General features: G+C 67.3%; 20 protein-coding genes. 6 read left to right on the top strand and 14 right to left on the bottom strand.

Annotated features, from left to right (window positions below; translation table 11 throughout):
- Nucleotides 1–1,227 carry a CaiB/BaiF CoA transferase family protein gene (locus tag GA0116996_RS10135; protein ID WP_092310211.1) on the top strand — a complete coding sequence of 409 codons (1,227 nt, stop codon included), beginning with the start codon at nt 1–3 and terminating at the stop codon, nt 1,225–1,227.
- A gap of 16 nt (nt 1,228–1,243) precedes the next feature.
- Here the strand turns inward: GA0116996_RS10135 and gcvA are convergent, their stop codons facing one another.
- On the bottom strand, nt 1,244–2,140 hold the full coding sequence (gene gcvA, locus GA0116996_RS10140; RefSeq protein WP_092310214.1) for a transcriptional regulator GcvA: 897 nt from the start codon (nt 2,138–2,140) through the stop codon (nt 1,244–1,246).
- A gap of 192 nt (nt 2,141–2,332) precedes the next feature.
- Between gcvA and GA0116996_RS10145 the strand changes: the two genes are divergently transcribed.
- Together GA0116996_RS10145 and fusA are read left to right on the top strand one after the other, a co-directional pair.
- Nucleotides 2,333–3,229 carry an oxidoreductase gene (locus tag GA0116996_RS10145; RefSeq protein WP_092310217.1) on the top strand — a complete coding sequence of 299 codons (897 nt, stop codon included), beginning with the start codon at nt 2,333–2,335 and terminating at the stop codon, nt 3,227–3,229.
- Between the two features lie 197 nt (nt 3,230–3,426).
- Nucleotides 3,427–5,490, top strand: a complete 2,064-nt coding sequence (gene fusA / locus GA0116996_RS10150) for an elongation factor G (RefSeq protein ID WP_092310221.1) — start codon at nt 3,427–3,429, stop codon at nt 5,488–5,490.
- 13 nt (nt 5,491–5,503) lie between these two features.
- Here the strand turns inward: fusA and GA0116996_RS10155 are convergent, their stop codons facing one another.
- The 9 genes from GA0116996_RS10155 to paaA all read right to left on the bottom strand — a co-directional run bounded on the left by GA0116996_RS10155 (nt 5,504) and on the right by paaA (nt 14,513).
- Nucleotides 5,504–7,168 carry a cation acetate symporter gene (locus GA0116996_RS10155; RefSeq protein WP_092310224.1) on the bottom strand — a complete coding sequence of 555 codons (1,665 nt, stop codon included), beginning with the start codon at nt 7,166–7,168 and terminating at the stop codon, nt 5,504–5,506.
- Nucleotides 7,165–7,473 (bottom strand): DUF485 domain-containing protein, encoded by a 309-nt coding sequence (locus GA0116996_RS10160; RefSeq protein ID WP_092310227.1) that lies wholly within the window; start codon nt 7,471–7,473, stop codon nt 7,165–7,167. The genes GA0116996_RS10155 and GA0116996_RS10160 overlap by 4 nt, the downstream gene beginning before the upstream one ends.
- A gap of 157 nt (nt 7,474–7,630) precedes the next feature.
- Nucleotides 7,631–8,980 carry a phenylacetate--CoA ligase PaaK gene (gene paaK, locus GA0116996_RS10165; RefSeq protein ID WP_092310230.1) on the bottom strand — a complete coding sequence of 450 codons (1,350 nt, stop codon included), beginning with the start codon at nt 8,978–8,980 and terminating at the stop codon, nt 7,631–7,633.
- 73 nt (nt 8,981–9,053) lie between these two features.
- On the bottom strand, nt 9,054–10,718 hold the full coding sequence (gene paaN, locus GA0116996_RS10170) for a phenylacetic acid degradation protein PaaN (protein WP_092310233.1): 1,665 nt from the start codon (nt 10,716–10,718) through the stop codon (nt 9,054–9,056).
- A 55-nt stretch (nt 10,719–10,773) separates the two neighbouring features.
- Nucleotides 10,774–11,850 carry a 1,2-phenylacetyl-CoA epoxidase subunit PaaE gene (gene paaE / locus GA0116996_RS10175; RefSeq protein WP_092310235.1) on the bottom strand — a complete coding sequence of 359 codons (1,077 nt, stop codon included), beginning with the start codon at nt 11,848–11,850 and terminating at the stop codon, nt 10,774–10,776.
- A gap of 17 nt (nt 11,851–11,867) precedes the next feature.
- Nucleotides 11,868–12,392 (bottom strand): 1,2-phenylacetyl-CoA epoxidase subunit PaaD, encoded by a 525-nt coding sequence (gene paaD / locus GA0116996_RS10180; protein WP_092311192.1) that lies wholly within the window; start codon nt 12,390–12,392, stop codon nt 11,868–11,870.
- Nucleotides 12,393–12,397: 5 nt separating this feature from the next.
- Nucleotides 12,398–13,162: a 1,2-phenylacetyl-CoA epoxidase subunit PaaC gene (gene paaC / locus GA0116996_RS10185; protein ID WP_092310238.1), complete on the bottom strand. Its 765-nt coding sequence runs from the start codon at nt 13,160–13,162 to the stop codon at nt 12,398–12,400.
- A 13-nt stretch (nt 13,163–13,175) separates the two neighbouring features.
- Nucleotides 13,176–13,457: a 1,2-phenylacetyl-CoA epoxidase subunit PaaB gene (gene paaB / locus GA0116996_RS10190; RefSeq protein WP_029044895.1), complete on the bottom strand. Its 282-nt coding sequence runs from the start codon at nt 13,455–13,457 to the stop codon at nt 13,176–13,178.
- A gap of 57 nt (nt 13,458–13,514) precedes the next feature.
- A complete protein-coding gene (paaA, locus tag GA0116996_RS10195; protein WP_092310241.1) occupies nt 13,515–14,513 on the bottom strand; it encodes a 1,2-phenylacetyl-CoA epoxidase subunit PaaA in 999 nt (332 codons plus the stop codon).
- Between the two features lie 129 nt (nt 14,514–14,642).
- Here paaA and paaX point away from each other — a divergent pair, with 129 nt between their 5' ends.
- On the top strand, nt 14,643–15,566 hold the full coding sequence (gene paaX / locus GA0116996_RS10200) for a phenylacetic acid degradation operon negative regulatory protein PaaX (protein WP_092310244.1): 924 nt from the start codon (nt 14,643–14,645) through the stop codon (nt 15,564–15,566).
- A gap of 192 nt (nt 15,567–15,758) precedes the next feature.
- Here paaX and boxA read toward each other — a convergent pair whose 3' ends face one another.
- From boxA to GA0116996_RS10220, 4 genes are all read right to left on the bottom strand, one after another.
- Nucleotides 15,759–17,039: a benzoyl-CoA 2,3-epoxidase subunit BoxA gene (gene boxA, locus GA0116996_RS10205; RefSeq protein WP_092310247.1), complete on the bottom strand. Its 1,281-nt coding sequence runs from the start codon at nt 17,037–17,039 to the stop codon at nt 15,759–15,761.
- 113 nt (nt 17,040–17,152) lie between these two features.
- Complete coding sequence (boxB, locus tag GA0116996_RS10210; protein WP_092310250.1) at nt 17,153–18,580, bottom strand: benzoyl-CoA 2,3-epoxidase subunit BoxB; 1,428 nt, start codon at nt 18,578–18,580, stop codon at nt 17,153–17,155.
- Nucleotides 18,581–18,624: 44 nt separating this feature from the next.
- Entirely contained in the window at nt 18,625–20,283 is a 1,659-nt protein-coding gene (boxC, locus tag GA0116996_RS10215) for a 2,3-epoxybenzoyl-CoA dihydrolase (protein WP_092310253.1), read from the bottom strand.
- Between the two features lie 160 nt (nt 20,284–20,443).
- On the bottom strand, nt 20,444–21,406 hold the full coding sequence (locus GA0116996_RS10220) for a helix-turn-helix transcriptional regulator (RefSeq protein WP_092310256.1): 963 nt from the start codon (nt 21,404–21,406) through the stop codon (nt 20,444–20,446).
- 89 nt (nt 21,407–21,495) lie between these two features.
- Here GA0116996_RS10220 and GA0116996_RS10225 point away from each other — a divergent pair, with 89 nt between their 5' ends.
- Together GA0116996_RS10225 and GA0116996_RS10230 are read left to right on the top strand one after the other, a co-directional pair.
- Nucleotides 21,496–21,960 (top strand): DUF4863 family protein, encoded by a 465-nt coding sequence (locus GA0116996_RS10225; protein WP_092310259.1) that lies wholly within the window; start codon nt 21,496–21,498, stop codon nt 21,958–21,960.
- A gap of 9 nt (nt 21,961–21,969) precedes the next feature.
- The gene (locus GA0116996_RS10230) at nt 21,970–23,517 is read left to right on the top strand and encodes a 3,4-dehydroadipyl-CoA semialdehyde dehydrogenase (RefSeq protein WP_092310262.1); all 1,548 of its coding nucleotides are present in this window, start codon (nt 21,970–21,972) and stop codon (nt 23,515–23,517) included.
- Nucleotides 23,518–23,526: the final 9 nt, after the last annotated feature.

Here is a 23,526-nt window from a genome sequence, read left to right on the forward strand (position 1 = left end):
ATGCTGCGCGACGCACTGGACGGCCTGACCGTCATCGACTTCACCCAGATCGGCGCCGGCCCGACCTGCACCATGCTGCTGGCCGACATGGGCGCCAGGGTCATCAAGGCAGAGCCGCCCGGCGGCGAACTGGGCCGCGGGCTCGGCCCCGGCTGGCTGGGCGACGACAGCGCGCTGTTCCACGGCTTCAACCGCAACAAGCTGGGCGTGGCGCTGGACCTGAAATCCCCCGACGGACTCGCGGTGGCGCGCCGGATGGTCTCGGACGCCGACATCGTGGTAGAGAGCATGCGCCCCGGCGTAATGGAGCGCCTCGGGCTGGGCCATGCCGAGCTGTCGGCGCTGAACCCGTCGCTGGTCTACTGCTCCATCTCCGCCTATGGCCAGGAAGGCCCGTATGCCGGCCGTGCCGGCGTCGACGGCATCATCCAGGCCGATTCCGGGCTGATGAGCCTGATCGGCCTGCCCGACGGCGAGCCGTGCAAGGTGCAGGCGCCGGTGGTCGACGTGATGACCGGCTATGTCGCCTGCGTCGGCATCCTGGGCAAGCTGGCGCAACGGGCGCGCGACGGCCAGGGCGGGCATCTCGACGTCAGCCTGCTCAACGCCGCGCTGGCGCTGCAGCAATCGTCGCTCACCAGCTATTGCGCCGACGGACAGCTGCCGGAACGCGCTGGCAGCGCGGCGCCCTACTCTGCGCCCAACCAGGCCTTCCGCACTGCGGACGGATGGATCATGGTGGCCGCCTACATGCCCGAGCGCTGGCGCCGGCTGTGCGACGTGCTGGGCCTGCCGACGCTCGCCGACGATCCGCGCTTCGCCACTTCGCCGCTGCGCGTGGCCAACCGTGCAGCAATGGTCGAGGCACTGACCAGCGTGTTCGTGACCCGCTCCACCGACGCGTGGCTGGCGTTGCTGCAGGACGCCGACATCCTGTGCGCCCGCGTCGCCACCTATGAAGACCTGATGGCACACCCGCAGGTGGCGGCCAACCGCATGGTGCAGCGCATCCCGCACGAGGCGCTGGGCGAGGTCCGCATGCCCGGCTTCCCGATCAACAGTGCCCAGGAAAACGCGCTGCCGGCGCGGCCGGCGCCGGCGTGCGGGCAGCACACGCGAGCGGTACTGGCTGATTTCGGCTACACCCGCGCACAGATTGCCGCGCTGCAGACGCGGGGCGCGATCCACTGCGCCGAGGTTCAGCCGCTTGCCACCTCCACGGCCTGACTGGCGTGCACGGGCGCTAGCCCTGCGTCTCGCATTGCGCCAGCAGCCACTCGCGGAACACCGCCATGCTGGCGCTTTCCTTGCGGTCCGCCGGCGTCACCAGGTAGTAGGTGAAATCGCCCATGTCGACGGTCTGGCGGAACGGCGCGACCAGCCGCCCGGCCTCCAGGTCGGTCGCGACAAGGAAGCGCTGGGCGATGGCGAAGCCCTGCCCTTCCATGGCCGCCGCGTATGCCATGGCCGAGCTCTGGAAGGTCATGCCGCTGCGCGCATCGACCTGCGCGTCGGCCCGCGCGGCCTTAAGCCAGTGCGCCCAGTCGTCCGGACGCGCGATCGAATGCAGCAGCGTCTGGTGCTGCAGGTCGGCAGGCTTCTTCACCTTCGGGCTGCCGGCGGCAACGCCAGGGCTGCACACCGGCACCAGGATGTTGGACACCAGCCGGTGGGTATTCACGCCGCTCCACTTGCCGTCGCCGAGACGGATCGCGCCGTCGATGTCTTCCTTGCGGAAATCGACCGGGTCCAGCGACGCGGTCAGCAGCACCTCGATGCCGGGATTGGCCGCATGGAAGCTCGACAGCCGCGGGATCAGCCAGCGCATGGCGAAGGTGGTATAGGCGCGCACCTTGAGCTGCCTGCGCCGGGCGCGCTTGCTCAGCCGGCGCGTGGCTTCGCGCAGGTCGTCCATCGCCCGCGTCACGGCGCGGTAGTAGTCCTCGCCGGTGCGGGTCAGGGAGATCTGCCGGTGGCCACGATGCAGCAACTGCACGCCCAGGCCCAGCTCCAGCGCGCGGATCTGGCGGCTGACGGCGCCAGGCGTGACGTGCAGCTCTTCGGCCGCGACGGTGATGCTGAGATGCCGCGCCGCCGCCTCGAAGGCGCGCAACGCGTTCAGCGGGGGCAGTTTGTCCATGCCGGCGAGTCTGCCATACGGTTGAGGTTTGCTCAATCGAAGCAGACACGACGGTAATTAGCAACTCCTGGTTGCCATTAAAACGCCATTGTGGTGGCTAGTGTTGCTGGCTGCGCCAGCCTAAATTTGTCTCCGTGGCCCCCGCCATCAAACCTCGAAGTCAAACCGAGCACTACGTCAAGGAGATTCACCATGTCCGCCAACACCACCATCACTGCCAACACCTTCGCCAACGCCACCAACGCCACCGGCAAGGTGTGGTTCATCACCGGCGCCTCGCGCGGCTTCGGCCTCGAGCTGACCCGCGCCGCGCTGGCCCGCGGCGACCGCGTCGTCGCCACGGCGCGCAACCCGCAGGCCGTGATCGGCGCCGTGGGCGGGCATGATCACCTGCTCGCCGTGGCGCTGGACGTGACCAGCGAAGCCCAGGCCATCGCCGCCGCCGAGGCCGCGGTGGCGCGCTTCGGTCGCATCGACGTGCTGGTCAACAACGCTGGCTACGGCCTGCTGGGCGCGGTGGAAGAAGCGTCGGCCAGGGAGGTCGAACAGCAGTTCGCCACCAACGTGTTCGGCGTGCTGGCGGTGACGCGCGCGGTGCTGCCGCAGATGCGCCGCCAGCGCAGCGGCCATATCGTCAATATCTCGTCGATCGGCGGCTATGCGGCCTATCCGGGCTGGGGCGTCTACGGTGCCACCAAGTTCGCGGTCGAAGGACTGACCGAAGCGCTGTCGGCCGAACTGGCGCCGCTGGGCATCCACGCCACGGTGGTCGAGCCCGGCTTCTTCCGCACCGATTTCCTCGATGCCAGTTCGCTGGTGCGCGTCGGCACGGAGATCGGCGAATACGCGCAGACGGTCGGCGCCATGCGCACGCACATGGCCTCGGCCAACCACCAGCAGCCCGGCGACCCGGCCCGGCTGGCCGCGGCCCTGCTCGCGCTTGCCGACAGCGACACGCCGCCGGTGCGGCTGCCGCTGGGTTCCGACACGGTCGCCCGCATCGCCGACAAGCACCGCAAGGTGGAAAGCGAGCTGGCCGCGTGGCACGCGCTGGCGGTGTCGACCGACCACGCCGACGCGCACGCGTGAGCCTGCGCCGCGCACGGTTTGCTGCACTGCAGCCAAGCCGGGCGCCTCTCTACAGGAGGCCGGCGGAGCGCCGGCCTCACCACTTGCAGGGGCACTTGCGTCGGGCATTGCACGGTATCGGCACGCATATATGTCGCTTCCGCCGAATTTCGCCAATAATGCCCAGAGAGTCATTGCCGGACGAACCGAGAGCCACCATGCACGAGAGTCCCGATGCCATCCGCACTGTCGCCCTGCTCGGGCACGCAGGAAGCGGCAAGACCTCGCTGGTCGAGGCGCTGCTGCACAAGGGCGGTGCGGTGCACACGCCTGGCAGCGTCGAGCGCGGATCCACCGTGTGCGACAACGATCCGCTCGAGCGCAAGTACAAGCGCTCGCTCAGCGCCGCGGTCGCGCACCTGGAGTACCGCGACACCCGCATCTACCTGATCGACACCCCCGGCTACCCGGACTTCTCCGGGCACGCCATCAGTGCGCTGGCCGCGGTGGAAACCGCGGCCATCGTCATCAATGCGCAGACCGGCATCGAGATGACCACGCGCCGCGCCATGGCCTGGGCGCAGGCGCGCCAGTTGTGCCGGATGATCATCATCAACGGCATCGACGGCGAGAAGGTCGACCTGCCCGCGCTGCTGGCGGAGATCCAGGAGGCCTTCGGCAAGGAATGCCTGCCCATCAACCTGCCGGCCGACCACGGCGGCAAGGTGGTCGACTGCTTCTTCAATCCGGCCGGCGAGTCGGATTTTTTATCGGTGGCGTCCGCGCACGACGCGCTGATCGACCAGGTGATCGAGATCGACCCCGAGCTGATGGAGCTGTACCTGGAGCAAGGCGAAGCCATCACCCCGGAGCAACTGCACGCGCCGTTCGAGCGCGCGCTGCGCGAAGGCCACCTGGTGCCGATCTGCTTTACCTCGGCCGTCACCGGCGCCGGCATCGAAGCGTTGCTGGACGTATTCGTGCGGCTGCTGCCCAACCCCACCGAAGGCAACCCGCCGCTGTTCTACCGCTCCACCGGCGCGGATGCCGAGGGCACGGAACAGCGCCAGGCGGTGCGCGCCGAGCCCGTCCCGGACAAGCATGTGCTGGCGCACGTGTTCAAGGTGGTGATCGATCCCTATGTCGGCAAGCTGGCGATATTCCGCATCCATCAGGGCACGGTCACGCGCGACAGCCAGCTCTATATCGGCGAAGGACGCCAGCCGTTCAAGGTGGCGCACCTGCTGCGGCTGCAGGGCAAGGAGACCCAGGAAGTGCCGCGTGCCGGCCCGGGCGATATCTGCGCGGTGGCCAAGGTCGATGAACTTGGCTTCGACGCAGTGCTGCACGATGCCACCGAGGACGGCAACATCCACCTGACCCCGCTGGAATTCCCCACGCCGATCTATGGCCTGGCGATCGAGCCGGCGCGGCGCGGCAACGAGCAGCGCCTGGCCGAGGTGCTGCACAAGCTCAGCGCGGAAGACCCGTGCCTGCGCGTCGAGCACCCGGCCGGCACCAACGAGACCGTGGTGTTCGGCCTGGGCGAGTTCCACCTGCGCTGCGCGCTGGAGCGGCTGACCGAGCAGTACAAGCTGGACGTGGCGACGCGCCCGCCCAAGATCGCCTATCGCGAAACCATCGGCGCCAGGGCCGAAGGCCATCACCGGCACAAGAAGCAGACCGGCGGCGCCGGCCAGTTCGGCGAAGTGATGCTGCGCATCGAGCCGCTGGCACGCGGCGCGGGTTTCGATTTCGTCGATGCGGTCAAGGGCGGCGCGATTCCCGGGCAGTTCATCCCGGCGGTCGAGAAAGGCATCCGGCAGGCGCTGGACAGCGGCCCGCTGGCGGGGTTTCCGATGCAGGACGTGCGCGTGACCGTGTACGACGGCAAGAGCCACCCGGTCGATTCCAAGGAAGTCGCGTTCGCCACCGCGGGACGCAAGGCCTTTATCGACGCGGTGCTCAAGGCCAGGCCGAGCGTGCTCGAACCGATCGTCGATATCGAGGTCACGGCACCGGGCAACGCCATGGGCGATATCATCGGCGACCTCTCGACCAAGCGCGGCCAGGTCCATGGCACGCGCACCGCGGCCGGCAATACGGTGATCGTCGCCGGGCAGGTGCCGCTGTCGGAGCTGAACGACTACCAGTCACGGCTGAACAGCATCACCGGCGGGCATGGCAGCTACACCATCCAGTTCAGCCATTACGACAACGTGCCGCCGGCGCAGCAGGAGAAGATGGCGTCCCGCCACAAGGCGCAGCAGGACACCGAGTGAGCTGGCGGCTGGCTCAGTGCTGGCTGGCACCGGCCGCGCCGATGCCGGTCATGGCGCGCACGAACTGCGCGCCGTAGCGCTGCCGCTCGGCGCTCGCCTGCGCCGAGCGGTCCAGCACCGATGCCAGCCAGGCGGCGGCGAAGGCCAGCGTCATCGAGAACAGCGCCGGGTTGGCGTACGGGAAGATCGCCTGCTGGTGCTTGAGAATTCCCACCCACACCGTCGGGCCCAGCACCAGCAGCACCACCGCCGACACCAGCCCCGCCAGGCTACCCGCCACCGCGCCGCGCGTGGTCAGACCCTTCCAGAACATCGACAGGAACAGCACCGGGAAGTTGACCGACGCGGCAATCGCCAGCACCAGCCCGGACAGGAAGGCGATGTTCTGCTTCTCGAACATCACACCCAGCACCATCGCCAGCAGGCCGATCACCAGCGTGGCGATCTTCGACACGCGGATCTCGTCTTTCTCGCTGGCCTGCCCGCGGCGGAACACGTTGGCGTAGAGGTCATGCGACACCGCCGACGCGCCCGACAGCGCCAGCCCCGCCACCACCGCCAGGATGGTCGCGAACGCCACCGCCGAGATAAAGCCGAGGAACAGGTCGCCGCCGATCACGTGCGACAGGTGCACGGCCACCATGTTGCTGCCGCCGATCAGCTTGCCCGCGGCATCGCGATAGGCCGGATCGGCGCCCACCATCACGATCGCCCCGAAGCCTACCACCAGGATCAGCACGTAGAAGTAGCCGATGAAGCCGGTGGCGTAGAGCACGGACTTGCGCGCTTCCCTCGCATCCGCCACGGTGAAGAAGCGCATCAGGATGTGCGGCAGGCCGGCGGTGCCGAACATCATGCCGACGCCCAGCGAGATCGCATCGATCGGGTTGGACACCAAACCGCCCGGCGACAGGATCGCTGCGCCCTTGTCATGCACCTTGGCCGCGCTGGCAAACATGGCTTCGGGGCTGAAGCCGAAATAGGCCAGCACCATCACCGCCATGAAGGTCACGCCACCGAGCAGCAGCACCGCCTTGATGATCTGCACCCAGGTCGTCGCCAGCATGCCGCCGAACATCACGTACAGCACCATCAGCGCGCCGACGATGACCACCGCCGATTCATAGCTGGTGCCGAACAGCAGCTCGATCAGCTTGCCGGCGCCGACCATCTGCGCGACCAGATACATGATCACGACCGTCAGCGTGCCGCATGCGGCGGTGATGCGCACCGGCTTCTGCGAGAGGCGGTACGAGACCACGTCGGCAAAGGTGTAGCGACCGAGGTTGCGCAGGCGTTCGGCGACGATGAACAGGATGATCGGCCATCCGGCCACCACGCCGAGCGCGTAGATCAGTCCATCGTAGCCCTTGTCGAACATCATGGCCGAGATGCCGAGGAACGACGCGGCCGACACCATGTCGCCGGCGATCGCCAGGCCATTCTGGAAGCCGGTGAGGCCGCCGCCGGCCGCATAGAAGTCCGACGCCGAGCGCGTGCGCCGCGCGGCCCAGCGGGTGATGCCGAGGGTGAACAGCACGAACAGCAGGAACATCACGATGGCGCTCCAGTTCAGCGGCCGCTGCGCGGCTTCGCCCTGGATCGCGGGGGCCGCGGTCGCAGCAGTGGCTACCAGCCCGCACAGGGCGGCGCCGAGGAAACGGTGTACCGGCTTCATGCTTCGCACTCCTTGCGCACGCGTTCGTTGAGTGGGTCCAGGTCGCGGTTGGCGCGGTGGACGTAGATGGCGGTCAGCAGCACGGCGGCCACGATCACCGCCACGCCGACTGGGATCCCGACCGTCATCACGCCTCCGGCGACCGGCGTGCCGAGCGTGGCGGGCGAGAAGGCCAGCAGCAGGATGAAGCCGAAGTAGACCGCCAGCATGATCAGCGTCAGCGACCAGCCCAGGCGCGTGCGCCCGTGGGTCAGGCGGATAAAGTCGGGGTGGTTCTGGATGGCTTCCAGTTGTTGTGCGTCCATGGTTGTCTCCTTTGGCGCAGGGGGGATGTGGCGGCTCTGGGTGGCTGCCATCAGTTGGATTTCGTTCGTTATGTCTTGAATGCCGCCGGTTTGCTCCCCTCTCCCGCAAGCGGGAGAGGGGAGCCCTTGCCAGGGGTGTGGGTGAAAAGCAGCGCTGTCAGATCGCGCCGACCGGCTGTTCGTGCGTGACCTTCGGCCGCATGTCCAGCACGCGCCGTGCCTTGCCGACCGTGGTGCGCTCGATCCCCTCGGCCGCCACCACCTGCACCCGCGTGGTCACGCCGACATAGGTCTTGATCTGGTCCTTCAGATTCCGCTCCAGCGCCGCCCGGTCATCCGCCGACAGCGACGAAGACCGCTCCGGCCGCGCCTCGACCCGCACCTCCAGCTTGTCGAGGTGCCCGTCGCGCGTCACCACCAGCTGGTACTGCGGCGCCAGCGCCGGCGCCTTCAGGATCAGTTCCTCGATCTGCGACGGGAATACGTTGACGCCACGGATAATCAACATGTCGTCCGAGCGTCCGGTGATCTTGCCGATGCGGCGCATCGAACGGGAAGTCGGCGGCAGCAGACGCGTCAGGTCGCGCGTGCGGTAGCGGATCACCGGCAGCGCTTCCTTGGTCAGAGAGGTGAACACCAGCTCGCCCTCTGAGCCATCGGGCAACACCTCGCCGGTCACCGGGTCGATGATCTCGGCATAGAAATGGTCTTCCCAGATCACCGGGCCATCCTTGCTCTCGATGCATTCGCACGCCACGCCCGGCCCCATCACCTCGGACAGGCCATAGATGTCCACCGCGTCGATGCCGGCGCGCGCCTCGATCTCCGCGCGCATCGCGTCGGTCCACGGCTCGGCGCCGAAGATGCCGACCTTCAGCGAGCTTTCCGACGGGTCCATGCCCTGGCGCTCCATTTCTTCGATCAGGTTCAGCATGTACGACGGCGTCACCATGATGATGTTGGGCTGGAACTCGCGGATCAGCTGTACCTGTTTCTCGGTCTGCCCGCCCGACATCGGGATCACCGTGCAACCCGCCTTCTCGGCGCCGTAGTGCGCGCCCAGTCCGCCGGTGAACAGCCCGTAGCCATAGCTGACATGCACCAGATCCCCGGCGCGCCCGCCCGCGGCGCGGATCGAGCGCGCCACCACGCTGGCCCAGGTATCGATATCCTTCGCGGTATAGCCGACCACGGTCGGCTTGCCGGTGGTGCCGCTCGACGCATGCACGCGTGCCACCTGCTCGCGCGGCACCGCGAACATGCCGAAGGGATAGTTGTCGCGCAGATCCTGCTTGGTCAGGAACGGAAACTTCGACAGGTCCGACAGCGACTTCAGGTCGTCCGGATGCACCCCCGCCGCCGCAAACGCCTTGCGGTAGTGCGGGACGTTGTCATAGGCATGGCGCACGCTCCATTTGAGCCGTTGCAGCTGCAGCGCCTGCAGTTGGTCGCGGCTGGCGCGCTCGATCGGCTCCAGCTCGTCAGGGTTGGGGTTGCGTTGCACCATTGTCTACTCCATCTCGTTATGATGGCGCCGCGTGCGAAGGGGGGCCGGCGCCGGGGTACTGCAGGTATTGCGATCAGATATGCGAGCGGCTCTGGACCACGCGGAAGCGGTTGGCGACGAAGGCCGCATCGGACAGCGAAGCATTGGCTGCCGGATTGGCGCCGGTGGCGTGGAAATCGCTGAACGCGGCCGACTGGTTGACGAACACGCCGCCGGTCAGGTTGAGCGACAGCGCCACGCCCGCATCTTCAGCGGCGTCGCGGATGCTTTCGGTCACGCCGGCATCGATGGTGTAGGCCGACAGCGTCAGCGCGCCGTGCGTCTTCGCGCCGCGGTGCGCCAGTTCGATGCTGTGCGCGGTGCTGTCGGTCGCCACGACGAAGGAGATCGGGCCGAACAGTTCCTGCATGATCTTCGCTTCGTCGCTGGCATCGACCTTCAGCACCAGCGGCGTGCGGATGCGGGCATCCGGAAACTCCGGATGCGCCAGCGCGCGGCTGTCGGCAACGATCTCGCCCAGCGCACGCGACGCTTCGATCCGTTCGACCACGCCGTCGTTCTGGATCGCACCGATCAGTTCCACCGCCTTGGCCGGATCGCCTGTCAGCTTGCTGACGGCTTCGCCGATCGCCGCGGCAACGTGGTCGAAGCCGATGCGCCCTTCCGGCGTATCGATGCCGTCCTTCGGCACGTAGATGTTCTGCGGCGCCGTGCACATCTGGCCCGAGTACAGCGACAGCGAGAAAGCGATATTGCGCACCATCCCCTTGAAGTCGGCGGTGGAGTCGATCACGATCTGGTTGACGCCAGCCTTCTCCGTGTACACCTGCGCCTGGTGCGCGTTGCGCTCCAGCCAGTCGCCGTTGGCAGTGCTGCCGGTGAAGTCGATCAGGCGCACTTCGGGGCGCAGCGCCAGCTTCGACGCCATGCGCTCGCTCGGGTCGTTGGCCACCAGCATGACGATATTCGGGTCGAAGCCGGCTTCCTGCAGCACTTCGCGCGCCACCTCGACGGTGATCGCCAGCGGCAGGATCGCGCCCGGGTGCGGCTTGACCACCACCGCATTGCCGGTCGCCAGGCTGGCGAACAGGCCCGGATAGCCGTTCCACGTCGGGAAAGTGCAGCAGCCAATCACCAGGCCCACGCCGCGCGGCACCACGGTGTAGCGCTTTTCCATGCGCAGCGGCTCGTTCTTGCCCTGCGGCTTCTCCCACGTGGCCTGCTTCGGGATGCGGCGCAGTTCGTCCCACGCGTAGGCCACGGCTTCCAGGCCGCGGTCCTGCGCGTGCGGGCCGCCGGCCTGGAACGCCATCATGAAGGCCTGGCCGGTGGTGTGCATGACCGCGTAGGCAATCTCGAAGCTGCGTCGGTTCAGGCGCTGCAGGATTTCCAGCGACACGCCCACCCACGCTTCCGGCCCAGCCTTGCGCCATGCTGGCATGCCCTTGGCCACGCCGGCAAAGAGCTGGTCGAGGTCTGGCTTGGGATAGGTGACACCCAGTTCCGCGCCGTACGGAGAGACTTCCTTGCCGGCCTGGCCGACGGTGCCCGGCTGCGACAGCGCGAACGGCTGGTTCAGGCGTGCCTCGAAGGCAGCCTTGCCGTCGGCGTTGGCGGTCTCGCCATAGACCTTGGGGCTCGGCATTTCGGCGAACGGGCTCCAGTAGCCGCGCGTGGCGATGGCTTGGGTGGCTTGTTCCAGCAGCGCCTGATGGCGTTCGAAAAACGGATGGGACACGGCTTGCTCCGGGGGCGAAATTGAATCTGGGTATTTGGGATGGCAGGAGAACGCTTCAGGTTTCCTGATCGAAATTGATCACCAGCCTGTCGCTGACGGCGTAGCTCTGGCAGCTCAGGATGAAGCCGCGCGCGACCTCGTAGTCTTCCAGCGCGAAGTTGACGTCCATGTCGACCTCGCCTTCGATGCGCTTGCAGCGGCAGGTCGAGCAGACGCCGCCCTTGCATGAGTACGGCAGTTCGATGCCCTGCGCCAGCGCGGCGTCGAGCACCGTTTCCTTGTTCTTCTCCAGCGTGAAGGAACGGGTACGGCCATCCTGGATCACGGTCACTTCGCACTGCTGCTGGCCGACCTGCTTGTGCGCATGCGCGGCGGGCCGCGCCGACGGGATGCTGGTGGCAAACAGCTCGCGCTTGATGCGGGTCTTGTCGACGCCGTTATCGAGCAGCGCCTGCGAGACCTCTTCCATCATCGAATGCGGGCCGCAGATAAAGGCGACGTCGATGTCCTGCGGCCTGACCCAATGCTGCAGCAGCGCATTGGCCTTGGCGCCGTCGATGCGGCCGTTGAACAGGTCGATGTCGAGCTGCTCGCGGCTGAGCACAAACACCAGGTTGAAGCGCTGCAGGTAGGTATCCTTCAGGTCTTCCAGCTCTTCCTTGAACAGCACCGACGACGAGGCGCGGTTGCCGTAGAACAGCGTAAAGCGGCTGTCCGGCTCCGCCTGCAACGTGGTCTTGATGATCGACAGCATCGGCGTGATGCCGCTGCCGGCGGCGAAGGCGACATAGTGCTTCGCGTGCGTGGCGGACAGCGGCACGTGGAAATGGCCGGACGGCGGCATCACTTCCAGCTTCATGCCGGGCTGCAGCTGCTCGTTGGCCCAGTTGGAGAACAGCCCGCCGTCGACGCGCTTGATCGCCACGCGCAGCTGCGCGTCCTGCACCGCGGAGCAGATCGAGTAAGAGCGGCGCACGTCCTCGCCATCGATGCCGGTGCGCAGCGTCAGGTGCTGGCCCTGGACGTAGCGGTAGGTGTCGGCCAGTTCGTCCGGCACGGCGAAGGTCACGGCTACCGCATCGCGGGTCTCGCGCGTGACCGAGGCCACCGTCAATTCATGGAATTTGCTCATCTCCCCACTTTTCCTTCTCAGTGAGCCTTGAAGTAGTCGAACGGCTCTTTGCAGTCGCCGCAGCGGTACAGCGCCTTGCACGCGGTCGAGCCGAACTGGCTGACCAGCCGCGTATGGCGCGAGCCGCAGTGCGGGCAGGCCACCACCAGCGCGGCCGGTCCCCCACCCCCCTTGCGGCTGATGCCGCTGATATCGATCACCTGCTGCGCCGGCGGCGCGATGCCGTAGCCGGCGAGGCTGGCCTTGCCGCGCGGGGTCATCCAGTCGGTGGTCCAGGCCGGCGCCAGCCGGGTCTGCACGCGGACCTTGTCCACGCCCTGCGCGGCGAGCGCGCTTTCGATACCCTCGCGGATCACGGTCATGGCCGGGCAGCCGGAATACGTTGGCGTGATGGTGACGACGCAGGCATCGCCTTCCCATGCCACGTCGCGCACGATGCCGAGATCCACCACGGAGATCACGGGGATTTCGGGGTCGGGCACCGTGTCGAGCCAGGTCCAGACCTGCTCCACGGCGGCACGATCCAGCGCTTGCGCGGTCATGATGCTCACCACTGTGCGCCGGGATAGGCGCGCTGCAGGAACTGCATCTCGGCCAGCAGGTAGCCAAGGTGTTCGGTATGACGGCCGTGGCGGCCGCCGCGCTGCGCCCACTGGCCGGCGGGCACGCGCAGCGTGGCTTCTTCCAGCACCTCGCTGACGTGGCGTTGCCAGGGCTCGGCCAGCGTGGCGGGATCGGGGATCACGCCGTCGCGCGCCAGCGCGGCTTCGGCCGCATCGGCTTCAAACAGTTCGCCGGTGAACATCCACAGCTCGTCGAACGCCTCCTGCATGCGGCGATGGCTTTCCTCGCTGCCATCGCCCAGCCGCACCACCAGGTCGGCGCTGCGGCGCACGTGGTAGGTCACTTCCTTTAGCGACTTGGCGGCAATCTCGGCGATGCGCGCGTCGGTCGAGCGCTGCAGCGCTTCGAGCTGGAAGTAGTGCCACGTATCGAACAGGAACTGGCGCGCCAGCGTATCGGCATAGCTGCCGTTGGGCTGTTCCGCCAGCAGCAGGTTGCGGAACTGGTGCACATCGCGCAGGAATGCCAGCTGGTCGGCGGTGCGCCCGGCGCCCTCCACTTCGGCGGCATAGCCGAGCCACAGGCGGGTCTGGCCGATCAGGTCGAGCGCGACGTTGGTCAGCGCAATGTCCTCTTCCAGCGCCGGGCCGCGGCCGCACCATTCCGACAGGCGCTGGCCGAGCACCAGCGTGGAATCGCCGAGGCGCAGCAGATACTCGTGGAGATGAGCGAGCTTGTGGTTGTCCATGGTCCGGGCCGTCTCAGATGTGCTTGACCGCTTCCGGCATCGGGAAGAACGTCGGGTGGCGGTAGACCTTGCTGTTGGCGGGCTCGAACAGCGGGCCCTTGTCGCCGGGGCTGCTCGCCATCACGTCGCTGGCCTTCACCACCCAGACGCTGACGCCTTCGTTGCGGCGCGTGTAGACGTCGCGGGCGTTGTTGATCGCCATTTCGCCATCCGGTGCGTGCAGGCTGCCCACGTGCTTGTGGGCCAGGCCGTGCTGGCTGCGGATAAAGATCTCCCAAAGCGGCCACTCTTTCATGGCAACCTCCTGTGTAAAGCGATTCGATGTGGGGAGCGGCGCGCTGCGCCGCATGGGTCAGGCCGCGGCTTGCTGCGCCTGCTGGCCGGCCTGCTTTTCCGCATGCGCCACCAGCGCGTCGCGGAACCATGCGCCGTCGTCCCAGGCCTTGACGCGGGTGCGCAGGCGGTCGCGGTTGCACGGGCCGTTGCCCTGGATCACGTTGTAGAACTCGGACCAGTCGATTTCACCGAAGTCATAGTGGCCGCGTTCGTCGTTCCACTTGAGTTCCGGATCGGGAATGGTCAGGCCCAGGTACTCGGCCTGCGGCACGGTCTGGTCGACCATCTTCTGGCGCAGCTCGTCGTTGGAGAACAGCTTGATGCGCCATTGCATCGACTGCGCGCTGTTGGGCGAATCGCCGTCGGACGGGCCGAACATCATCAGCGCAGGCCACCACCAGCGATCGAGCGCGTCCTGCGCCATCTGCTTCTGCTCGGCCGTGCCGTTGCACAGCTTCAGCAGGATGTCGTAGCCCTGGCGCTGGTGGAACGACTCTTCCTTGCATACGCGCACCATGGCGCGCGCATACGGGCCGTACGAGCAGCGGCACAGCGGCACCTGGTTGATGATGGCCGAGCCGTCGACCAGCCAGCCGATCATGCCGATGTCGGCCCAGGACAGCGTGGGGTAGTTGAAGATGCTGGAATACTTGGCCTTGCCCGAATGCAGGTCGCCCAGCATCTGGTCGCGCGACACGCCCAGCGTTTCGGCGGCGCTGTACAGGTACAGGCCGTGGCCGGCTTCATCCTGGATCTTGGCCAGCAGCACCGCCTTGCGCTCCAGCGTAGGGGCTCGGGTCACCCAGTTGCCTTCCGGCAGCTGGCCGACGATCTCCGAATGCGCATGCTGCGAGATTTGGCGGACCAGGGTCTTGCGATAGGCCTCGGGCATCCAGTCCTTGGCCTCGATCTTGATGCCATCATCCACACGGGACTGGAACGCGCGCTCCTGCGGGTCCATCTCTTCCATCGCGCGGAGCCTTGTTGCTCCTGTCTCCACCAGCTGTGCGTACATGCCTGCTCCGGCTTTTGTTGAGGCCCGCTCGGGGTCTTGATTTACGTCAATTGCGTCAGTTGCAATGCATGGTAGTGATACAATTTGATTCAAGCAATCGACGAATGTGTATCACTTCAAGGGACTGCGATGGCGACTTCACCTGATCCGGAACAACCCTCCGCGCGCCTTGGCCGGCTGGCGCGCGGGCTCAAGCTGGGGGCCAATTCCTTGCTGGTGACGCTGTTCGGCGACGTGGTCGCGCCACGGCCGCAGGCGGTGTGGCTGGGGAGCCTGATCCGCCTCGCGGCACCGTTCGGCATCAACGACCGGCTGGTGCGCACGGCCACCTTCCGGCTGACCGCGGACGACTGGCTGAGCGCCACCAGGATCGGACGGCGCAGCTACTACGGGCTGTCGGAAGCCGGACTGCAGCGCGTGCTCCACGCCGGCAAGCGCATCTATGCGGGCGAAGCGCAGGAATGGGATGGCCGCTGGACCATGGTGATGGTGCGCGGTGACGTACGCGCAACGGTGCGGCAAAAGCTGAAGCGCGAATTGCTGTGGGAGGGCTTTGGCGCGATCGCGCCGGGGGTGATGGCGCATCCCAATGCAGACCTGGGGTCGCTGCGCGAGATCATCGGCGCGGCGCGCGCGCAGGAGTACGTCGCGGTGATGGAGGCAAGCAGCCTGGAAGCGTTCCCGATCCAGCCGCTGCAGGCGCTGATGCACCAGACCTTCAAGCTGGGCGACGTGGCGGACGCGTGGCAGGCGCTGTTGAAACGGTTTTCACCGCTGGCGCAAGAGGCGGCGCAACTACCGCCGGCCGACGCCTATTTCGTGCGGACGCTGCTGGTACATGAATACCGGCGCGTGCTGCTGCGCGATCCCAACCTGCCGGAGGCGCTGCTGCCGCAGGACTGGCCCGGGCGCACGGCGCGGGAGATGTGCAGCGCGATGTATGGTTCGCTGCTGGCGGCGAGCGAGGATTACCTGCAGCGCACGGTGGAGGTGGCGGAGGGGTCGTTGATGCATGCGGAAAGGGTGCTGCGCAGGCGGTTCATGCATGGCTGAACACGTCAGCCCGCGCTTGTTTGCTCCCCTCTCCCGCCTGCGGGAGAGGGGCCGGGGGTGAGGGCAGGCACCCCCACGAAGTGAGGGCCGGCGCCCTTGCATGCGCCGGCCCTCACCCCAACCCTCTCCCGCAAGCGGGAGAGGGAGCACGCCCGGGGGAATAGATAATGCTTCGCGTCGATGGACAGGCCCTCAATACGTCTCCAAGTGCAACCTCCCGTCCCGCTTCAACCCTTCCGCCAGCGCCTCCCAATGCAGTCCCGCCTGCTGTGCCACCTCGCGCAGCGCCAGCACCACGCCCTCCTCCATGCTCTTCAGCCCGCAGACATAGAAGTACGTATCCGGTGATGCCAGCAGCGCCGCCAGGTCCGCCGCGCGCTCGCGCATCAGGTCCTGCACGTAACGCTTGGGCTGCCCCGGCGTGCGCGAGAACGCCAGGTTGATGTCGATGAAATCCTTCGGCAGGTTCTGCAGCGGCCCGAAGTACGGCAGCTCTTCCTTGCTGCGCGCGCCGAAGAACAGCATCAGCTTGCCGCCATCGAACTTGCCGGCCTTGCGCAGCCGCCTGCGCCATTCTGTCATCGCCCGCATCGGCGCGCTGCCGGTGCCCGTGCAGATCATCACGATGTTCGAGCGCGGGTGATTCGGCATCAGGAAGCTGGCGCCGAACGGGCCGATCACTTCTACCTTGTCGCCCACCTTCAGGTCGCACATGTAGTTCGAGCCCACGCCGCGCACGGGGTTGCCGTCGTGGTCCTGCAGCACGCGCTTGATCGTCAGCGACAGGTTGTTGTAGCCCGGCCGCTCGCCGTTGCGCGCGCTGGCGATGGAGTACTGGCGCGCATGGTGCGGGCGGCCGCCGGCGTCGGTGCCGGGCGGCACGATGCCGATAGACTGGCCTTCGAGCACCGGGAACGGCGTCGTGCCGAAGTCCAGCACGATGTGGTGCGTGTCGTATTCGCGGCCGACCTCGGTCACGCGCACGTTGCCGGTCACCGTGGCAGTGATGGTCTTCTGCGCGGACTTGGCGCCATAGAGGTTAGTGTAGGCATGCGCGGCGGACCACGGCGGCACGGTGGCGCCGTAGCGGGCGCTGTTGAAGGCTTCCTCGGCAGTGCCGGACAGTGGCGACGCCGCGGGAAGTTCCGGCGCGGCGGTCTGCAGGTCGGCGCCTGGCGCCAGGTCGGCCAGCTGTTCGGGCGACAGTGCTTCCGGCAGCGTGTCCCACGTGAGCTGTTCCTCAATGCTGTAGGCGCGCAGTTTCGGCATGTCGCGCCAGTTGTCGATCGATCCGGTCGGACACGGGGCAATGCAGGCCATGCACAGGTTGCACTTGTCGGCATCGACCACGTAGTTGCGCGAGTCGTGCGTGATCGCACCCACCGGGCAGGTGGCTTCGCAGGTATTGCAGCGGATGCAGATCTCGGGATCGATCAAGTGCTGCTTGATGACTTGAATTTCTGCCATGTCCATGGCGGTCTCCACAAATCAGAGGACTTCCGGGCATGCATCCCGTGCCATCGGTGTTCCCCTCTCCCCTCAGTGGAGAGGGGAGAAAACCGGCGGCACGGAAGCAGCCATGTCGATCAGTTAAACCGCACGTACTCGAAATCCACCGGCTGGCGGTTGATGCCCATCACCGGCGGCGCGATCCAGTTGGCGAACTTGCCGGGCTCGACCACGCGGCCCATCAGGCTGGCGACGAAGGCGCGGTCGCCTTCGGTGGGCAGCCACTGGTCGCGGAAGTCGCGCCATTCGGCGTCGGAAATCACGCGGCCGTCCGGCGATACCTTCACGCCGGCGAGCGCGCCGATGTTGCGGTGGAACGCCTTGTGCGGCACCTTCAGGCGGAACGGGATCCCGGCCTTCTCGATCACCTTGTTCCAGCGCTCGACGCCGGCCATGCTGTCCTTGATGTAGTCATCGCGCAGGACTTCGTTGAGCGCGTTGAGCATCGGCACTTCCTTCTCGGTCAGCTGGCCGTTCTGCGCCTGCAGGATGCGGTAGGTCTGGCCCTTGAGCACGTGGTCGTCCATGCGCTTGCCTTCTTCGTAGCGGCCCTTCAGGCCGGTGCTGTAGAAGGTGGCGGCGTTGCTCGACTCATCCGCGCCGAACAGGTCGATGGTGACGCTGTAGTGGAAGTTCAGGTAGCGCTGGATGGTCGGCAGGTCGATCACGCCGGCCGCGCGCAGCTTCGCCGGATCGTCAGTCTTCAGCTCGTTCATCACCTGGCAGGTGCGCTGGATCACGCGCGACACGCCCGATTCGCCGACGAACATGTGGTGCGCTTCCTCGGTCAGCATGAATTTGGTGGTCCGTGCCAGCGGGTCGAACGCGCTCTCGGCCAGCGCGCACAGCTGGAACTTGCCGTCGCGGTCGGTGAAGTAGGTGAACATGAAGAACGACAGCCAGTCGGGCGTCTGCTCGTTGAACGCCTGCAGGATGCGCGGGTTGTCCTGCTGGCCGCTGCGGCGCTCCAGCAGTGCTTCGCCCTCTTCCCGGCCGTCGCGGCCGAAGTACTTGTGCAGCAGGTAGACCATGGCCCACAGGTGGCGGCCCTCTTCCACGTTTACCTGGAACAGGTTGCGCAGGTCGTACATGCTGGGCGCGGTCAGGCCAAGGTGGCGCTGCTGCTCGACCGACGCGGGCTCGGTATCGCCCTGCGTCACGATGATGCGGCGCAGGTTGGCGCGATATTCCCCGGGAATGTCCTGCCACGCGTCCTCGCCCTTGTGGTCGCCGAAGTGGATCTTGCGGTTGGCCTCGGCGGGGTTCAGGAAGATGCCCCAGCGGTAGTCCGGCATCTTGACGTGGCCGAAGTGGGCCCAGCCCTGCGGATCGACGCTGATCGCGGTGCGCAGGTAGATGTCATGGCTGTGCGAGCCCTCCGGGCCCATGTCGTTCCACCAGCTCAGGTAGTTGGGCTGCCATTGCTCGAGCGCGCGCTGCAGGGTGCGGTCTTCGCTGAGGTTGACGTTGTTGGGGATCTTGTCGCTGTAGTTGATGCCGGACATGGTGGTCTCCTGGGAGGACGATTCGGTTGTCGTTAGGTGCTGGATCAGACGCGGTTCCAGTCGAAGGCAGCCTTGTCGCCCTTGCCGTAGACCTTGAGCGCACCCCTGTCGCCGACGGCGTTGGGGCGCTGGAAGATCCAGTTCTGCCACGCGGTCAGGCGGCCGAAGATGCGGGTGAACATGTTTTCCTGGCCGTTGAAGCGCAGGTTGGCTTCCATGCCGGTGAGCGCATCGGGCGACATCGCCACGCGCTCTTCCAACGCGATGCGGACTTCATCGGTCCAGTCGATGTCGTCCGGGTTGGCGGTGACCAGGCCCAGCGCCCAGGCGGCGTCGGCATCGAGCGGCTGCCCTGCCCTGGCGCGCACGGCATCGAGCGCGGGCTGTTCGTCGTAGAAGCGGCGTCCCAGGCGGCTCTGGCCGGTGGCCATCGGGTACAGGCCGAAGTTGACGTCCGCCACGGTGATCTTCGGCGCGCGCGCCTCGTCGTCAGGCAGCGCCAGGTGGTAGCTGCGGTCGCACGCCAGCGCCAACTCCAGGAAGGTGCCGGCAAAGCACGAATCCGGCTCGATCAGCGCGAACAGGCTGCGCGACGACACGTCCAGCCGGCTCAGCGTGCGGCGCAGCAGGCCGATGGTCTCGCGCACCAGCCAGTGGTCCTGGTGGGCTAGCAGCGTGGCGTCGGTGCCCAGCACCGCGGCGGCGTCGCCGCTGGTCTTGATCAGCCAGGTGCCGATATCCAGCTCGTTGGTGCGCATCGACAGGATCGCGTCTTCCAGTTCGCGCGCCAGCTGCAGCGGATACCAGCCGGCGCCGGCCTGCATGATCGCGTCGATGTCCTGCGGCTGCGCGCCGGTCGGTGCCTTCACCGTAAAGGTGGCGGTGCGGCCGGCCCGGTCGATCTCGACCGTGACGTGCGCATAGCGCAGCGCATCCGCTTCGATCACGCGCTCGATCGGCGCGAGCGCGACGCCCTGCGCATCGGCCGGGCGATCGCTCTGCGCGGCCAGCGCCAGCGCGCGTTCCCGCACCTTCTGCGCAAACACCGCGGGCTTGGCGATATCGTCGACCAGGCGCCAGTCCTTGGCGCGCTGGCCGCGCACACCTTCGGTGGTGGTGCAGAAGATATCCGCAAGGTCATGGCGCACATGGCGCTTGTCGGTGACGCGGGTCAGGCCGCCGGTGCCCGGCAGCACGCCCAGCAGCGGCACTTCCGGCAGGCTCACCGCCGACGAGCGGTCGTCGACCAGCAGGATCTCGTCGCACGCCAGCGCCAGTTCATAGCCGCCGCCGGCGCAGGCGCCGTTGACCGCGGCCAGGAACTTGAGGCCGCTGTGCGCCGAGGAATCCTCGATGCCGTTGCGGGTCTCGTTGGTGAACTTGCAGAAGTTGACCTTCCACGCATGGCTGCTGACGCCGAGCATAAAGATATTGGCCCCGGAGCAGAACACCTTGTCCTTGCCGCTGGTGATGACCACGGTGCGCACTTCCGGATGCTCGAAGCGGACCCGGTTGAGCGCGTCGTTCAGTTCGATGTCGACGCCGAGGTCGTAGCTGTTGAGCTTGAGCTTGTAGCCGGGGCGCAGTCCGGCGTTCTCGTCGATGTCCACCGCCAGCGTGGCGACGGGACCGTCGAATGCCAGCTTCAGGTGCTTGTAGTGGGAAGGATCGGTCTGGTAGTCGACGCGGGGGGCGGTGGTCACGGCGGGGTCTCCTCTGCGAAACTGCACTATCGTGCATCAACGGGTATCTGGCTTGAACGAACTATAGTTCATCAAACAGATCCTCGGCAAGCACTATTGTGCAGATTTCAGGGGGCGTGACCGGGAGTGCCCTCCAGTTCGGCTTGCAGGGGCAGCGCCGTCACACCGGCATGCGCAACGCCTCCCGCACCAGCCCCCGCAGGCCGGCAAAGGTGGCGTCAAGCGGCTGCGCGCTGGTGTCCAGCGAGAACTCCGCCTTGGAGTAAAAGGCGGCGCGGCCGGCCAGGATCTGGCGCAGGTCTTCCATGGCCTCCTTGCTGGCGGCCATGGGGCGGAAGTCGCCCTGCGCCCGCACCCGCTCCATATGGTCTTCCGGCTCGGCCTGCAGCCACACCGTGGTGCAGTGGGCCAGCAGCAGGTTGAAGGTGGCCGGGTCAGACACCAGGCCGCCCGGCGTGGCGATCACGGCCTCGGGATAGATCTGGATGGCCTCCTCCAGCGCGCGCCGCTCGTAGCGGCGATAGGCGTTCATGCCGTACAGGCCCTGGATCTCGGAAATGCTGCAGCCGGCGAATTTCTCGATCTCGCGACTCAGCTCGACGAACGGGAAATCCAGGTCCTCGGCCAGCATCCCGCCCAGCGTGGTCTTGCCCGCGCCGCGCAGCCCGATCAGCGCCACGCGCGGACTGCGCGCGGCCTGGGCCGAGTTCTCGCCGCCGGTGCCCAGCATCTCGCCCACGGCAATGCGCACGCGGCGCAGCGTGGCTTCGTCACGGTGCTCCAGCAGCTCGCGCAACAGGATCCATTCCGGCGACGAGGTGGTGACGTCGCCCAGCAGCCCGGCCAGCGTGCACTGCAGCGCCTCGGCCACGTGCTGCAGCACCAGGATGGAGGCGTTGCCGCTGCCGTATTCCAGGTTGGCGAGGTGACGCTCGGAGACGCCGGCTGCCTGCGCGGCGGCCTTGCGGGTCAGGCCGCGGCACGCTCGCTGCGCTCGTACGCGCTCGCCCAGCGACACCAGGAAGGGGTTCTTTTCCGGCCCGTTGGCGGCCGCGCCGCTTGAACCATGCTGCAGTTCCGCCTCGGGGGTTAACCCAGATTCATGCAATATAGTGCTTGACATGATTTCCCTGCGGCTCTATTTTTCATACATGCACAATAATGCATGACGTCGGTGAAGGCAACCGGCGCATCAGACGGAGCCCCCTTCCTATGACCCCCACTGAATTTCGCAGCCAGATTGCCCGGCTCACCGCGCAACTGGCCGGCCGCCCGCTCGATGCCGCGCTCGATGACTGGCTTAACGCCGAGCACGGCGCGGGCAGCCCCACTTACCAGCAACTGATGGCGTCATGCCAGGCTGGTGTCGCCGATGGTTGGCTGTGCGACCGCGAAGGCGGCGGCATCCGCTATGGCCGCATCTTCAGGCCCGCAGACGACCTGCACGGATTTTCGGTCGACGTGGTCGACATGCAGGACATTGCCGGCCCGCACCACAGCCATCCCGAAGGCGAGATCGACCTGATCATGCCGCTCGACGGCGACGCGCGCTTCGACGGCCGCCCCGCCGGCTGGCTGGTGTGCCCGCCGGGCAGCGCCCATCGCCCCACCGTCAGCAACGGCCGCGCGCTGGTGCTGTACCTGCTGCCGCAAGGCCGCATCGACTTTACGCGCTGAGGCCTCCCCATGACTGAACTGCTCTCCAATTACCTCGGCGGCACCTGGCAACGCGGCGGCGGCGCCGGCTCCCCGCTGTTCGATCCGGTGCTCGGCAACGAACTGGTGCGCGTCGACGCCGCCGGCCTGGACCTTGCAGCCGGCTTCGCGTTCGCCCGCGAGCAAGGCGGCGCCGCGTTACGCGCGCTGACCTACCGGCAACGCGCGGCGCTGCTGGGCGAGGTGGTGAAGGTGCTGCAGGCCAATCGCGATGCCTATTACGACATCGCCACCGCCAACAGCGGCACCGTGCGCAACGATTCCGCGGTCGACATCGACGGCGGCATCTTCACCCTGGGCACTTACGCCAGGTTGGGCGACGCGCTTGGCGACCGCCATTACCTGCCCGACGGCGAAGCGGTGCGGCTGGGCAAGGATCCGCTGTTCCAGTCGCAGCATGTGCTGGTGCCCACGCGCGGGGTGGCGCTGTTTATCAATGCCTTCAATTTCCCGGCCTGGGGCCTGTGGGAGAAGGCCGCGCCGGCGCTGCTGGCGGGCGTGCCGGTGATCGTCAAACCCGCCACCGCGACGGCCTGGCTGACCCAGCGCATGGTGCGCGACGTGGTCGAGGCCGGCATCCTGCCGGCCGGCGCGCTGTCGGTGGTGTGCGGCAGCGCCGCGGGCCTGCTGGACGCGCTGCGGCCGTTCGACGTGGTGTCGTTCACCGGTTCGGCCGACACCGCGGCGGTGATCCGCTCGCATGCGGCGATCGCCCGGCGCTCGGTGCGCGTGAACATCGAAGCGGACAGCATCAATTCCGCCGTGCTGCTGCCACAGGACGGCGCCGGCAGTGCCGCCTTCGACCTGCTGGCAAAGGAAGTGGTGCGCGAGATGACGGTCAAGTCCGGCCAGAAATGCACCGCGATCCGGCGCATATTCGTGCCCGAGGCGCTGTACGCCGAGGCCGCCGAGGCCATCGGCGCGCGGCTGTCCAAGGTGACCGTGGGCAACCCGCGCCACGACTCGGTGCGCATGGGCGCACTGGTCAGCCGCGCGCAGTTCGACGCCGTGCAAGCGGGGCTGTCCGGTTTGCGCGCGCACGCGCAAGTGCTGCATGACGGCGCGCGCCAGCCGCTGGTCGATGCCGACCCGGCGGTGGCGTGCTGCCTTGGCCCGACGCTGCTGGGCGTGACCGATGCCGACGCGGCCGCCGCGGTGCATGACACCGAAGTGTTCGGCCCGGTCGCCACGCTGCTGCCCTACCGGGATACGGCCCATGCCCTCGACCTGGTGCGCCGCGGCCAGGGCTCGCTGGTGGCCTCGCTCTATGGCAGCGACGCGGCCGCGCTCGGCGCCGCCGCGCTGGAGCTGGCAGACAGCCATGGCCGCGTGCATGTGATTTCGCTCGACGTGGCGCAGCTGCACACCGGCCACGGCAACGTGATGCCGCAATCGCTGCACGGCGGCCCGGGCCGCGCCGGCGGCGGCGAAGAGCTGGGCGGCCTGCGCGCCCTGCACTTCTATCACCGCCGCAGCGCGATCCAGGCCAGCACCGCGGTGCTCGGCACCTTGGGCTGAGCCATCCGG

Origin of the sequence: Cupriavidus alkaliphilus, assembly GCF_900094595.1 — a bacterium.
Taxonomy (GTDB): Bacteria; Pseudomonadota; Gammaproteobacteria; order Burkholderiales; family Burkholderiaceae; genus Cupriavidus; species Cupriavidus alkaliphilus.

Excerpts from the sequence above, each read along its gene's own strand:
- paaE (WP_092310235.1), bottom strand. The coding sequence starts at position 11,850 with ATGAGCAAATTCCATGAATTGACGGTGGCCTCGGTCACGCGCGAGACC.
- paaC (WP_092310238.1), bottom strand. The coding sequence starts at position 13,162 with ATGGACAACCACAAGCTCGCTCATCTCCACGAGTATCTGCTGCGCCTC.
- paaX (WP_092310244.1), top strand. The coding sequence starts at position 14,643 with ATGGCGACTTCACCTGATCCGGAACAACCCTCCGCGCGCCTTGGCCGG.
- GA0116996_RS10155 (WP_092310224.1), bottom strand. The coding sequence starts at position 7,168 with ATGAAGCCGGTACACCGTTTCCTCGGCGCCGCCCTGTGCGGGCTGGTA.
- GA0116996_RS10160 (WP_092310227.1), bottom strand. The coding sequence starts at position 7,473 with ATGGACGCACAACAACTGGAAGCCATCCAGAACCACCCCGACTTTATC.
- boxB (WP_092310250.1), bottom strand. The coding sequence starts at position 18,580 with ATGTCCGGCATCAACTACAGCGACAAGATCCCCAACAACGTCAACCTC.
- fusA (WP_092310221.1), top strand. The coding sequence starts at position 3,427 with ATGCACGAGAGTCCCGATGCCATCCGCACTGTCGCCCTGCTCGGGCAC.
- GA0116996_RS10135 (WP_092310211.1), top strand. The coding sequence starts at position 1 with ATGCTGCGCGACGCACTGGACGGCCTGACCGTCATCGACTTCACCCAG.
- paaB (WP_029044895.1), bottom strand. The coding sequence starts at position 13,457 with ATGAAAGAGTGGCCGCTTTGGGAGATCTTTATCCGCAGCCAGCACGGC.
- paaD (WP_092311192.1), bottom strand. The coding sequence starts at position 12,392 with ATGACCGCGCAAGCGCTGGATCGTGCCGCCGTGGAGCAGGTCTGGACC.
- paaA (WP_092310241.1), bottom strand. The coding sequence starts at position 14,513 with ATGTACGCACAGCTGGTGGAGACAGGAGCAACAAGGCTCCGCGCGATG.
- GA0116996_RS10145 (WP_092310217.1), top strand. The coding sequence starts at position 2,333 with ATGTCCGCCAACACCACCATCACTGCCAACACCTTCGCCAACGCCACC.
- GA0116996_RS10225 (WP_092310259.1), top strand. The coding sequence starts at position 21,496 with ATGACCCCCACTGAATTTCGCAGCCAGATTGCCCGGCTCACCGCGCAA.
- GA0116996_RS10220 (WP_092310256.1), bottom strand. The coding sequence starts at position 21,406 with ATGTCAAGCACTATATTGCATGAATCTGGGTTAACCCCCGAGGCGGAA.
- boxA (WP_092310247.1), bottom strand. The coding sequence starts at position 17,039 with ATGGACATGGCAGAAATTCAAGTCATCAAGCAGCACTTGATCGATCCC.
- paaK (WP_092310230.1), bottom strand. The coding sequence starts at position 8,980 with ATGGTGCAACGCAACCCCAACCCTGACGAGCTGGAGCCGATCGAGCGC.
- gcvA (WP_092310214.1), bottom strand. The coding sequence starts at position 2,140 with ATGGACAAACTGCCCCCGCTGAACGCGTTGCGCGCCTTCGAGGCGGCG.
- GA0116996_RS10230 (WP_092310262.1), top strand. The coding sequence starts at position 21,970 with ATGACTGAACTGCTCTCCAATTACCTCGGCGGCACCTGGCAACGCGGC.